The organism is Leeuwenhoekiella sp. A16 (assembly GCF_047946675.1).
Lineage (GTDB): Bacteria > Bacteroidota > Bacteroidia > Flavobacteriales > Flavobacteriaceae > Leeuwenhoekiella.
This window is the reverse complement of record NZ_CP172313.1, coordinates 4,036,893-4,049,826: the sequence shown is the minus strand read 5'-3', so window position 1 is coordinate 4,049,826 and position 12,934 is coordinate 4,036,893. Positions and strand designations below refer to the sequence as shown.

The following is a 12,934-nucleotide window of genomic DNA, read 5'->3' as shown; positions in this document are numbered from 1 at the left end:
CGTTTAAATCTTAGCTCATGCTGAATAAGAGCATCAAATTTCTTATAAATAACAAATTAGTTTCTGTACTTCTTCTGGTTCTATTCGTAGGCTGGGGAATTGTTAACGCGCCTTTTAACTGGGATACCGGCTTTTTGCCAACAGATCCCGTGGCAGTCGATGCGATTCCAGATATTGGTGAGAATCAACAGATCGTTTTCACGAAATGGGACGGTCGTTCGCCACAGGATATTGAAGACCAGATCACTTATCCGTTAACTACTTCGCTGCTGGGAATTCCCGGAGTAAAGACGATTAGAAGTTCGTCAATGTTCGGTTTTTCAAGTATCTATATCATTTTTAATGAAGACATAGAATTTTACTGGAGCCGAAGCCGAATTCTTGAAAAACTCAATTCCCTACCTAATGGATTATTACCAGACGGAATTAATCCTTCGCTAGGACCGGATGCAACCGGTTTGGGTCAGGTTTATTGGTACACGCTAGAAGGTCGGGATGATGACGGTAATGTAACCGGCGGCTGGGATTTACAGGAACTGCGAAGCATTCAGGATTATTATGTGAAATATGCCTTGTCTTCAGCCAGCGGAGTTTCAGAAGTGGCATCTATTGGCGGTTATGTAAAAGAATATCACATTGATGTAAATCCGGAATTGATGCGGCAATATAACATCGATCTGGGTCAGGTTGTAACCGCAGTAAAGGAAAGTAATCGGGATATTGGTGCGCAAACCCTTGAAATAAATCAGGCGGAATATCTGGTGCGTGGTTTGGGCTACGTTAAGAATATTGCAGATATAGAAAATGCGGTTGTCACTTCAAAAGACTTTGCTTCCATACGTATCGCAGATATTGCAAAGGTATCTCTGGGCCCGGCCACAAGACGTGGAATACTGGATAAAGAAGGTGCCGAAGTTGTGGGCGGAGTTGTGGTTGCCCGCTATGGCGCAAACCCGATGGAGGTTATCAATAATGTAAAAGAAAAGATCGCCAATATAAGTAGCGGCTTGCCGTCAAAAACTTTGAAAGATGGTCGCACATCGCATATTACGGTAGTTCCATTTTACGACAGAAGCGAACTTATACAAGAAACATTAGGCACACTAGACGAGGCGTTAACGCTTGAAATTCTGGTTACGGTTCTCGTAATTATCATTATGGTGTTTAACCTGCGGGCATCAATTCTAATTTCCGGGTTGTTGCCTGTGGCGGTTCTTATGGTTTTTATTGCCATGAAATTCTTTAATGTTGATGCAAATATTGTGGCTCTTTCTGGTATTGCGATTGCGATTGGGACGATGGTCGATGTGGGCGTCATCCTTTGTGAAAATATAATCAGGCATCTCGATGAAGATAATGAGAATTTGCCCATAAATACCGTTGTTTACAATGCCACTGCTGAAGTTTCCGGCGCGATCGTAACCGCTGTTTTAACTACGATTATCAGTTTTATTCCGGTGTTTACGATGGTGGGAGCAGAGGGAAAACTTTTCCGTCCTCTGGCATTTACAAAAACTATGGCGCTTACAGCTTCCATAATTGTGGCGCTGTTTTTAATTCCGCCATTTGCAGCTTTTATTTTTAGAAAAAGAAACTTCAAGAAAAAAGCAACTTATGCTATAAACGCAGTGCTGATTATAGCCGGTATTATTGCCGTTTTTTATGGCTATTGGCTAGGTTTGGTTCTTATCGCATTTGGTATTACAGCCTTGTTCGGCGTTCAGGATAAGCTTTCGCGAAAGCGTGTAAATCTTATTAATATCATTATTTCAGCTGCTGCCATTGTACTGTTATTGGCGGAATACTGGCGGCCACTGGGTGTTGAAAAATCCATTTTTTGGAATGTAATTATTGTTGGCGTTATCTGTTTCGGTCTGCTGGGCGTTTTCTCCTTATTCAGACATTTTTATACGCGTATTCTAAGATGGGCATTGCGCAATAAGATTCTCTTTCTTTCGCTGCCTACAGCAATTGTTATCTGCGGAATTCTCATTATGAACAACACCGGTAAAGAATTTATGCCATCGCTTAACGAAGGTTCGTTTCTCTTAATGCCGACTTCACTTCCGCATGCCGGCGTGACTGAAAACAAGCGTATTTTACAGCAACTTGATATGGCGGTTGCCAGCATTCCGGAAATTAAAACCGTTGTGGGAAAATCTGGCCGTACCGAGTCTGCACTCGATCCCGCGCCACTTTCTATGTATGAGAATATTATTCAGTATAAATCGGAATATATGCTCAATAATCGGGGAGAAAGGCAAAGATTTCGGGTGAATGATGATGGATATTTTGTGACGCACGACAGCTTAATTCTTGCCATTGACGGAAGTGAAAGGGAAATCAAATCAGTACGAAAAGATACGAGCGCAGCATCAAAAGTCAAAGTGATCTCTTCAGCAAATGCAGATCAATTAATTCCTGATGAAGATGGCGAATTCTACCGAAACTGGCGCCATCAAATTCAGTCGCCTGATGATATTTGGAATGAGATCGTACGAGTTACAAAACTTCCGGGAATAACTTCGGCACCTAAACTACAACCTATTGAAACAAGATTGGTGATGCTTCAAACCGGAATGCGTGCGCCTATGGGAATTAAAATTCAGGGCCAAAATTTGAAGCAAATAGAGGATTTTGGTATCAAACTGGAGGATATTTTAAAGCAATCTAAAGGCGTAAAGTCTCAAGCAGTTTTTGCTGATAGAATTGTAGGTAAACCCTATTTGCTTATTGATATTAAAAGAGACAGACTCGCTCGATACGGAATTACTATAGAAGATGTGCAGCAGGTTCTTGAAGTTGCGGTAGGCGGTAAGATGATTACCCAAACGGTAGAAGGCCGCGAACGTTATGGCGTGCGAGTGCGATATCCGCGTGAATTGCGCGAAAATCCGGCAGATATAGAAGGTATTTATGTTCCGGTAGAGAATGGTGCGCCGGTGCCGCTGGCTGAGTTGGTTGACATACGTTATGAGCAGGGACCGCAGGTGATTAAAAGTGAAGATACTTTTCTGGTGAATTATGTGTTGTTTGATAAACAAGACGGTTTTGCCGAAGTAAATGTGGTTGAGGATGCGCAGGCTTTGATTCAGCAAAAAATAGATGCGGGAGATCTGGTGGTACCCAAAGGAATTACTTATCGTTTTACGGGAACTTATGAAAATCAGTTGCGGGCAGAGAAGACACTTTCTGTCGTGGTTCCGCTATCGTTGATTATAATTTTTCTGATTCTTTATTTTCAGTTCAAGTCTGTTTCCACTTCGCTTATGGTTTTTACAGGAATAGCTGTTGCTTTTGCCGGCGGTTTTATCATGATCTGGTTGTATGGAGAGAGCTGGTTTTTGAATTTTAATTTCTTTGGTGAAAACCTGCGCGATATGTTCCAGATGCACACGATTAATTTAAGTGTCGCGGTCTGGGTTGGTTTTATTGCGCTTTTTGGAATTGCCACAGATGACGGTGTGGTAATGGCGACTTATCTCACCCAGTCTTTTGATAGAAATTCACCGGAAACTTTACCCGAATTACGTGATGCGGTTGTTGAAGCCGGCGAAAAAAGAATACGTCCTTGTTTAATGACAACAGCGACCACGATTCTGGCTTTACTTCCGGTTTTAACGTCAACGGGAAGAGGTAGTGATATTATGATCCCGATGGCGATTCCCGGTTTTGGCGGAATGCTGATCGCGCTTATCACACTTTTTGTGGTTCCGGTTTTATTCAGTTGGAAGAAGGAGTTTTCGCTTAAGCGAAATAATAATCTGGCTGCTAAAAATGAAATTTTATGAAGAAAATAAGTAAATCATCGGTTTCAAGATCTGCATTAGTGTTTTGTTTTCTGCTGTCTTTTTTCGCTGCAAAAGCGCAACAATTGGATTCTTACATTCTGGAAGCGCAGCAAAATAATCCAGATATTCAGGCGAACGAGTTGCGTTATAATCTGGCTGAAGAAAGGGTCAACGAAGTCAATTCACTTCCCAATACAGAAATAAGCGCGGGCTATTTTGTAAGCGAACCAGAAACGCGTACCGGGGCGCAAAAAGCGCGTTTTTCAGTGAAACAGATGATTCCGTGGTTTGGTACGATCACCGCCAGAGAAAATTATGTCGGTGCCATGGCAGATGCCGAGTATGTTGAGATCGCTATTGCGAAAAGAAAGCTGGCGCTGAATGTTGCGCAGACCTATTACAATTTATATGCTTTACGGGAAAAACAGGAGGTTTTACAGCAGAATATAAAATTGCTTGACACCTACGAAGAACTGGCTTTGACTTCAGTTCAGGTAGATAAAGCTTCGGCGGTTGATGTATTAAAGTTGCAAATGCGGCAAAATGAATTGCAGGAACAAATTGAAGTTTTGCAGCAGGATGAAGAGTCGGCACGAGTAACTTTTAGCAATTTGCTTAATCGGGAAAATTTGGAAGCAATCCCTATTGCAGATAGTTTGCTTTTGCCGGACGAGGAAAAAATCGGTCAAAATGAGCTAAAAATCCACCCTGAACTGCTAAAATTCGACCGACTTTATGAATCAGTTACCCAGTCTGAAAAAGTAAATCTGCGTGAAGCTTCTCCACAAATAGGCGTTGGTCTTGATTATATTCCGGTAGAAGAGCGCCCTGAAATGAGTTTTAATGATAACGGAAAAGATATCATTATGCCCATGGTTTCCGTCTCTATACCAATTTTCAGTAAAAAGTATAATTCAGTTTCTGCTCAAAATGAATTGCGCTTGCAAGAAATCAATTCGCAAAAGCAGGATCGTTTTAATCTGCTTAAAACCCGCTTGCAGACTGCCATTAGTAATAGAAACTCGGCCAGAATCTCTTACAACACGCAAACAAAGAATTTAAAACAAGCAAAAGACGCAGAGGAAATTCTCCTTAAAAACTATGAAACCGGAACTATTGATTTTAACGATGTGATTGATATTCAGGAGTTACAGTTGAAATTTCAGCTTAAATTAGTAGATGCGATAACCAAATATTACCGGGAAACAGCCAATATTAATTACCTAACCAACTAACTATGACCAAAGAATTTCATATAAAAAATATGGTGTGCGACCGCTGCATCAAGATCTTAAGATTAGAATTAGAGCAGCAGGATATCGCGGTTAAACAGATAGAACTGGGCAGGGCAGAAGTTGAGCTTAATGCAGAAGAGGATACGAAAATTGTAAAGAGGATAGTTGAAAATAACGGTTTTGAATTAATAGAAGATGCAGATACAATTCTGGTGGAGGATATTAAAATAGAGCTTATTAAGTTGCTCAAAAATTTACCGCTCACCTTTTCAGGAACATTATCAGATTATCTGGCGTCACGGGTGAATCAGGATTATACAAAGCTTAGTAAGCTTTTTTCGTATAACGAGAAAATCACGATCGAGAAGTATTTCATCAAATTAAAAATAGAAAAAGTAAAGGAGCTCATCCAGACCAAAGAATACAATTTTACAGAGATAAGTCAGCTGCTGGATTACAGTAATTCAGGCCATTTGAGTAACCAGTTTAAAAGCGAGACCGGGATGAGTTTAACAAACTATAAGGCTTTAAAACAGAATTTTAGGAATTCTTTAGACCAAATTATATAAGCCTTTACCAGAATTTTAGCAGTTAAAGGATGTAAGAAATTATAAATTGTTTCTGTAAAAATGTTGAGGCGTTTGCCTTCAACTCATAAAACAATCTTTAACTAAAAACCCAAAAAATTATGGAAAATCGAACATTTATTGACGCTTTAACAGCTTGTGTAGTTGCATGTAATCATTGTGCAGATGCCTGCCTTGATGAAGACAATCTGGATATGATGGTAGATTGTATACGTACAGACCGTGTGTGCGCAGAAGTATGCGATACCACGGCAAAAGTATTGTTGACATCTTATGAAGACGTTGATGCACTCGTAAAATATTGCCAGCAAATTTGTACTGCCTGTGCAGACGAGTGTGAGAAGCACGAGCACCAGCATTGTCAGGACTGTGCAAAAGCATGCAGAGCATGTGAAAAAGAATGTGAGGCATTTTTAGCCTAAAACCTATCGATCCCTTTCTGCTATTAAGGAAGGGGTCGTTTTAATATTTCACTTATGAAACATAGATTTTTGAGTTTGACTTTTGCGTTATTTTTTACTGCATTGATTATTTCATGTAATTCTAATAACTCTAAAGAGAAAAAATCAATCCCCATGCAGCACGAGATGCATGCTGAGGATACATCAATAGATGATAAAGTACAGAATTCTGAAGAACTCGCTTTTAATGACCAGAAAATTGAGGCCATTTTTCAAAACTACATAGACGTAAAAGACGCTTTGGTCAAGAGTGATACAGACGCAGCGCAAGAAGCTGCTAATAAACTTTCTGAATCTTTAAACGAAAATAGAGAGGCAGTTGAATATGCCGATAAAATAGCCGGTTCAAGTGATATTGAGGCGCAAAGAAGGGCATTTTCAAAACTTACAGAACCTTTGGAAAGTCTATTAAATGGAACAATTTCTACAGGAGTAGTTTATAAAGATTATTGTCCTATGGCCTTTAATGAAGGCGCTTATTGGTTATCAACAGATCAAGAAATTAAAAATCCCTTTTACGGTGATAAAATGCTCACCTGTGGATCTGTGAAAAGTGAGATCAAGTAAACCGCGAATTGAAGGATTAAATTACAATATGACCGACTTTTTACAACGATGGGGTGAAGCTGCTTATACGACAGTAGGTTTTTTCTGGATGGCGCTATGGGCTTTTATTCTAGGTTATGTGATCAGTAGTATGATACAGATTTTTGTGACTGAAAAGCGTATGCAAAGAACCATGGGTCAGGGAGAGTCAAAAGGCGTACTGCTGGGAACTTTCTTTGGTTTTATAAGCAGTTCTTGCAGTTTTGTAGCCTTGGCTTCAACTAAATCCTTATTTAAAAAAGGAGCGAGTTTTGTTTCTTCAATTGCATTTCTGTTAGCTTCTACTAATCTGGTAATTGAGTTGGGAATTATTATCGCTATATTCTTGGGATGGCAATTTGTAGTAGGGGAATATGTTGGTGGAATACTACTAATCCTTATTTGCTGGTTGTTAATAAGACTTATAAATCCGAAAAAATTAATAGAAAACGCCCGCAAGAATCTCGAAGATAAAGATGAAGATTCTGATGATGATGAAACCAAATCCTGGAAAAAGAAAATTAAGACCGAAGAAAGCTGGGCTAAAGTTTCTAAACAATACGGGATGGAATGGAAGATGGTCTGGAAAGATGTTACCGTAGGTTTTACGATCGCCGGGATCGTAGCCGCTTTTGTACCTGATTCCTTTTTTCAGACCTTATTTATTAATAGCGGACAAGGAAATACAGATTTCACTTTCTTTGAAATTCTTGAACATATAATCGTTGGTCCCATTGCGGCTTTTATCACTTTTATAGGCTCTATGGGTAATATTCCGCTGGCTGCGCTACTTTTTGGTAAAGGTGTGAGTTTTGCAGGGGTTATGGCATTTATTTTTAGTGATCTGGTTGTTTTTCCAATTCTTAGAATTAATGCCAAATATTACGGCTGGAAAATGTCACTTTTTATTCTCTTCCTTCTTTTTACTGCATTAGTGGGTGCGTCATTAATTCTGCATTATTCCTTTGATTTACTGAGTATTTTACCAGATTCCAGTCAGGTAAACATGACAGATACGACTTATTTTAAGTTCAATTACACGTTCTTTTTAAACATCGCATTTCTACTTATTTCGGGTTATTTGATCTATTTGGGCTTTTTTAAACGAAAAGATATTATGCATATGAAAGAGATGGCACCTAAAAGTATGTTGCTTGAAAATATTTTAAAATATGCAGCTTTTATTTGCTACATCTGGTTAGCTGGTGGTTTGATAACCAAATTTTTTATCGCTTAAAGCGAAATGTTCAATCTTTAAAAACTATTCACAATGGACTACTATTTTAATACAACCATAAACAGCAGTTTTGAGGCTGCTATAGATAAAGTTACAGAAGAGCTGAAGAAAGAAGATTTTGGAGTGCTAACAGAGATCAATGTTAATGAGACGTTGAAGAAAAAGTTAGACGTTGATTTTAAGAAGTACCGCATTCTGGGAGCATGTAATCCGCCTTATGCGTATAAAGCGTTACAGGCAGAAGATAAGGTAGGCACCATGTTGCCGTGTAATGTCATCGTTCAGGAAATTGAAGATAATAAAATAGAAGTCGCAGCTGTAAACCCCATGGCATCAATGCAGGCAATCGCTAATCCTGAACTAGAAAAGATAGCAAAAGAGATCACTGAAAAACTAAAAAAAGTGATCGACAGTCTATAGAAAGTATAATATAATCGAGGCATGCCTCAGAGAATTAAACCCACTGGTGGGAAAATGAAACACACATATAAAATATCCGGAATGACCTGCAACGGCTGTCGTAGCCATGTAGAAAATACGCTTGCTCATGTTGAAGGAGTTTCTAAAGCGCAGGTTGATCTGGAAAAGGAAGAAGCGGTCATTGAAATGGAATCTCATATTCCTATAGAAACCTTCAAAAAGGCGTTACAGGATGATGGCGGGCGATATAGTATTTCGTTACCAGAAGAAGATCATAAAATGAAACATACGTACGCCGTTGCCGGAATGACCTGCAATGGTTGTAAAAGTCATGTGGAACACATGTTGAAGGAAACTCCCGGAGTGACAAACGCAGTTGTTGATCTGGAAAAAGGAGAAGCAGAAGTTGAAATGAGCTCTCATATTAAGCTGGAAACTTTTCAGCAAAAATTTGAAGCAGATGGCGGGCATTATAAAATATCTGCTCCAGGAGAAAATCCCCACCCAAAGGGGAGGAGTGAGAGTGGTAATTCAGATAAAGAAAGAGCCCACGTTGGGGGGACGGGAAAATTTTACTGCCCCATGCACTGTGAGGGAGATAAAACTTATGATAAAGCGGGAGATTGCCCAGTCTGCGGGATGGATCTGGTAGAAGAAGTGAGTGCTGCTTCTTACTCTGCTACGCAATACACCTGCCCCATGCATCCGGAGATTGTAGAAGATGAGCCTGGTTCTTGCCCCATCTGTGGGATGGATCTCGTCCCTATGGAACCCGATATTTCGGCTGAAGAAAAAGGCTATAAAAAATTACTTAGAAAGTTCTGGATAGCGGTAGCTTTTACTGTTCCGGTGTTTTTGATCGCCATGTCAGATATGCTGGCTAATAATCCTATTTATAATATACTGGATTTACAATACTGGAACTGGGTACAATTTGCTCTTTCACTACCCGTAGTTTTTTACGCTGCCTGGATGTTCTTTGAGAGAGCATATCGTTCAGTCAAAACATGGAATCTAAACATGTTTACCTTAATAGGAATAGGTTCTGGTATTGCATGGCTTTTCAGCGTTTTTGGCCTACTTATGCCCGATTTTTTTCCGCCTCAATTTAAAACCGAAGCAGGAACGGTGCACGTCTATTTTGAAGCTGCGACCGTAATTCTCACTTTGGTTCTATTAGGTCAGGTTCTTGAAGCACGAGCGCATACAAAAACAAATTCCGCGGTAAAAGAATTGCTCAAACTTGCACCGTCAAAAGCAGTTCGAATTGTAGATGGTAAAGAAGAAGAAATAGCTATCGATAAGATCGTAAAAGGAGATCTTTTGCGCGTAAAACCGGGTGAAAAAATTCCGGTAGATGGTGTAATTACAGAAGGTGAAACCTCTGTTGATGAGGCAATGATAACGGGCGAACCTATTCCTGTTGACAAAGCAGAAGGTGATGAAGTCCGTTCCGGAACCATTAACGGTAATCAGTCTTTTGTTATGAAAGCTGAAAAAGTAGGTTCAGAAACTTTGCTTTCGCAGATTGTGGAAATGGTAAATAAAGCCAGCCGCAGTCAGGCTCCTATTCAAAAATTAGCTGATCGTATTTCAGGTTATTTTGTTCCTGTTGTCGTCTTGATTTCGTTATTAACCTTTATCGCTTGGGTGGTTTTTGGCCCCGATCCTAAATATGTTTTTGCCCTTGTAAACGCGATTGCGGTGTTGATCATCGCTTGCCCGTGTGCGCTGGGATTAGCCACACCTATGTCTGTAATGGTTGGTGTGGGTAAAGGTGCTCAAAACGGAGTTTTGATCAAAAATGCCGAAGCTTTAGAGAAAATGAATAAGATTGACACCCTTATTATTGATAAAACCGGTACGATCACAGAAGGAAAACCTTCGGTAGAACGAGTAGGCTCTTCAGCTGATTTTAATGAAGATGAGGTTTTAAAATATATTTTTTCGCTGAATAGCAAAAGTGAACATTCGCTGGCTGCGGCTACCGTTAATTATGCCAAAGAAAAAGGAATTACATTACTGGAAGCAGCTGATTTTAAAGCTGTTTCCGGAAAAGGTGGGACGGGAATAATAGAAGGTAAAAAAGTCGCTTTAGGAAATCATAAAATGATGACCGAAGCAAATGCCAAAATCCCGGAAGAACTTCAAAAAGCGGTTGCAGAAGCTCAAAAATCGGGCAAAACCGTACCGATTTTAGCAGTAGAAAATAAAGCGGTGGGTTATGTTGTAATAGGCGATAAGATCAAAGAAAGCAGCAAAAAGGCTATTTACGAATTAAAAGAAAAAGGCATTGCAGTTATTATGCTAACCGGTGACAATAACGACACCGCAAAAGCGGTGGCTACAGAACTGGAGTTGGCAGACTATAAAGCAGAGATGCTGCCACAAGACAAACTTGCTGAAGTTGAGCGCCTGCAAAATAAAGGTAAAAAAGTGGCAATGGCGGGCGATGGTATTAATGACGCACCTGCTTTGGCAAAAAGTGATGTGGGGATTGCAATGGGAACCGGCACAGATGTAGCGATAGAAAGTGCTGCGATCACCTTGGTAAAAGGAGATTTGCATGGCATCGTAAAAGCAAAGAATTTGAGTGATAAAGTGATGAAAAATATCAAACAGAATTTATTTTTCGCTTTGATCTATAATTCCGTTGGGATTCCTATTGCGGCAGGCGTTTTATATCCAGTTTTTGGTATTTTGCTTTCGCCCATGATCGCAGCGGTTGCGATGAGCTTTAGCTCGGTTTCTGTGATTGCAAATGCGCTGCGGTTACGCGCTACAGATTTAAATTGATATAAGAAGACAATGAATAAAAGTACATTTTACGTAGTTCTGGCCGTGGTTGTGGGCCTTATCGGTGGTTATTTCCTTTTTGGTGGTTCCGATTCCGCTCAAGGCGAAAGCACAGAAAGTCACGATCACATTGAAGAAGCTACTGCCCAAATGTGGACCTGCTCTATGCACCCGCAGATTATGCTTCCCGAACCTGGAGATTGCCCCATTTGCGGGATGGAACTTATTCCTGCCGGTTCTGCTGCAGATGGTCTGGCTCTAAACGAGTTTAAAATGTCTAAGAATGCGCTGGCACTTGCAAATATTCAGACAACGGTTGTGGGCAGCGGAAGCAGTAATAACAGTCTTACACTTTCTGGTAAAATTCAGCAGAATGAAGAAGAGAATGCCGTACAATCCAGTTATTTCGCCGGAAGGATAGAAAATCTCAATGTAAATTTCACCGGTGAAGAAGTACGTCAGGGACAAAGACTTGCAACCATCTATTCGCCGCAATTGGTAGCGGCGCAGCAGGAATTAATAACCACAGCTTCATTAAAAGAATCACAACCCGAATTGTACAAAGCGGTACGCAACAAATTAAAACTCTGGAAACTTTCTGAAAATCAGATAAATCAGATTGAAAACTCGGGTAAAGTGACCGAAAACTTCCCGGTTTACGCCACAGTTTCCGGAACAGTTTCAGAGAAATTAGTGAATGAAGGCGATTATGTAGAGCAGGGGCAGCCACTTTTCAGAATAGCCAATTTAAGCTCGGTTTGGGCGGTTTTTGATGCTTATGAAAATCAGCTTTCTCAGCTAAAAAACGGCCAGGAGATCAAAATATCGGCAAATGCTTATCCCGCAAAAACTTTTGATGCTAAGGTTTCATTTATAGATCCGTCACTCAATACCGGCAAACGAACTGTACAAGTGCGAGCTGAATTGAACAATAAAGAGAACATTCTAAAACCGGGAATGTTTGTACAAGGAAAGATAAGCGGAGTTGCATCTGCAGAAGAAGCGATTACAGTTCCCGCAAGCGCTGTGATGTGGACAGGAAAAAGATCTTTGGTTTATATAAAAACTGATGATACAGAACCGGTTTTTGAAATGCGTGAAGTACAATTAGGAAACACTTCAGGTGATAATTATACTATTTTAAGTGGTTTAAGTAGCGGTGATGAAATTGTTACAAATGGAACTTTTACAGTTGATGCAGCCGCACAATTGCAGGGCAAAAAATCTATGATGAACGCGGGAGAAGAGGCTATGCCCGGGATGAAAATGAATTTACCGGCAGACTTTCAGCAGAAATTAGGCGGTGCACTTGATTCTTATTTACAACTTAAGGATGCTTTAGTTGCTTCAAAAGCTGATCTCGCTTCCGCGAAAGCAAAAACATTGCAAAATTCGTTAGAAGAAATCGATACTGCTTCGGCATCAAAAATGTTGCAATCACATATTAATGCAAGCACAAAAGCACTTTCATTGATAGATAAAAGTACAGATCTTAAAATCCAGCGAGATAACTTCTACAAGCTTTCAGAAAATATGATAGCCCTTGCAGAAAATCTAAATTCATATAACGACACTTTATTTGTACAAAAATGCCCTATGGCAAATAATAGTGAGGGAGCGAGCTGGCTGAGTAAAGAGCGAGAGGTACGCAATCCTTACTTTGGTGAAGCTATGCTTAATTGTGGTAGTGTGATAAAAACTATAGCTAAGTAATATAGAAATTAATTACTTTGTTATAGCGATTTTTTATAGTAATAAATAGTTTTCAATACCAATAGTAGGAATAATCTTCAATTCCTATAATTTCTCTTAATGCCGCTGT

The 12,934-nt window shown here is 39.9% G+C and carries 9 protein-coding genes; all 9 read left to right on the top strand.

Features of this window, described 5'->3' with window-relative positions; all coding sequences use genetic code 11:
• Positions 1 to 17 precede the first annotated feature (17 nt).
• The 9 genes from ACH3O9_RS17635 to ACH3O9_RS17595 all read left to right on the top strand — a co-directional run bounded on the left by ACH3O9_RS17635 (position 18) and on the right by ACH3O9_RS17595 (position 12,825).
• Positions 18 to 3,791: an efflux RND transporter permease subunit gene (locus tag ACH3O9_RS17635; RefSeq protein WP_416442629.1), complete on the top strand. Its 3,774-nt coding sequence runs from the start codon at positions 18 to 20 to the stop codon at positions 3,789 to 3,791.
• Positions 3,788 to 5,026: a TolC family protein gene (locus ACH3O9_RS17630; RefSeq protein WP_416442627.1), complete on the top strand. Its 1,239-nt coding sequence runs from the start codon at positions 3,788 to 3,790 to the stop codon at positions 5,024 to 5,026. The genes ACH3O9_RS17635 and ACH3O9_RS17630 overlap by 4 nt, the downstream gene beginning before the upstream one ends.
• Before the next feature lie 2 nt (positions 5,027 to 5,028).
• Positions 5,029 to 5,595, top strand: coding sequence for a helix-turn-helix domain-containing protein (locus ACH3O9_RS17625; RefSeq protein WP_416442625.1), 567 nt, complete (start codon positions 5,029 to 5,031; stop codon positions 5,593 to 5,595).
• 119 nt (positions 5,596 to 5,714) lie between these two features.
• Positions 5,715 to 6,035 (top strand): four-helix bundle copper-binding protein, encoded by a 321-nt coding sequence (locus ACH3O9_RS17620; protein WP_416442623.1) that lies wholly within the window; start codon positions 5,715 to 5,717, stop codon positions 6,033 to 6,035.
• Positions 6,036 to 6,089: 54 nt separating this feature from the next.
• Positions 6,090 to 6,641 (top strand): DUF3347 domain-containing protein, encoded by a 552-nt coding sequence (locus tag ACH3O9_RS17615; RefSeq protein WP_416442621.1) that lies wholly within the window; start codon positions 6,090 to 6,092, stop codon positions 6,639 to 6,641.
• A gap of 28 nt (positions 6,642 to 6,669) precedes the next feature.
• Positions 6,670 to 7,896 (top strand): permease, encoded by a 1,227-nt coding sequence (locus ACH3O9_RS17610; RefSeq protein WP_416442619.1) that lies wholly within the window; start codon positions 6,670 to 6,672, stop codon positions 7,894 to 7,896.
• A 33-nt stretch (positions 7,897 to 7,929) separates the two neighbouring features.
• Complete coding sequence (locus tag ACH3O9_RS17605) at positions 7,930 to 8,316, top strand: DUF302 domain-containing protein (RefSeq protein ID WP_416442617.1); 387 nt, start codon at positions 7,930 to 7,932, stop codon at positions 8,314 to 8,316.
• A 54-nt stretch (positions 8,317 to 8,370) separates the two neighbouring features.
• Positions 8,371 to 11,112, top strand: a complete 2,742-nt coding sequence (locus ACH3O9_RS17600) for a heavy metal translocating P-type ATPase (protein ID WP_416442615.1) — start codon at positions 8,371 to 8,373, stop codon at positions 11,110 to 11,112.
• Between the two features lie 12 nt (positions 11,113 to 11,124).
• On the top strand, positions 11,125 to 12,825 hold the full coding sequence (locus ACH3O9_RS17595) for an efflux RND transporter periplasmic adaptor subunit (RefSeq protein ID WP_416442613.1): 1,701 nt from the start codon (positions 11,125 to 11,127) through the stop codon (positions 12,823 to 12,825).
• The last annotated feature ends 109 nt before the right edge of the window (positions 12,826 to 12,934 follow it).

Bases quoted from the DNA above. Each gene is read 5' to 3' on its own strand.
- ACH3O9_RS17600 (WP_416442615.1), top strand. From the start codon at position 8,371: ATGAAACACACATATAAAATATCCGGAATGACCTGCAACGGCTGTCGT.
- ACH3O9_RS17635 (WP_416442629.1), top strand. From the start codon at position 18: ATGCTGAATAAGAGCATCAAATTTCTTATAAATAACAAATTAGTTTCT.
- ACH3O9_RS17625 (WP_416442625.1), top strand. From the start codon at position 5,029: ATGACCAAAGAATTTCATATAAAAAATATGGTGTGCGACCGCTGCATC.
- ACH3O9_RS17610 (WP_416442619.1), top strand. From the start codon at position 6,670: ATGACCGACTTTTTACAACGATGGGGTGAAGCTGCTTATACGACAGTA.
- ACH3O9_RS17605 (WP_416442617.1), top strand. From the start codon at position 7,930: ATGGACTACTATTTTAATACAACCATAAACAGCAGTTTTGAGGCTGCT.
- ACH3O9_RS17620 (WP_416442623.1), top strand. From the start codon at position 5,715: ATGGAAAATCGAACATTTATTGACGCTTTAACAGCTTGTGTAGTTGCA.
- ACH3O9_RS17615 (WP_416442621.1), top strand. From the start codon at position 6,090: ATGAAACATAGATTTTTGAGTTTGACTTTTGCGTTATTTTTTACTGCA.
- ACH3O9_RS17595 (WP_416442613.1), top strand. From the start codon at position 11,125: ATGAATAAAAGTACATTTTACGTAGTTCTGGCCGTGGTTGTGGGCCTT.
- ACH3O9_RS17630 (WP_416442627.1), top strand. From the start codon at position 3,788: ATGAAGAAAATAAGTAAATCATCGGTTTCAAGATCTGCATTAGTGTTT.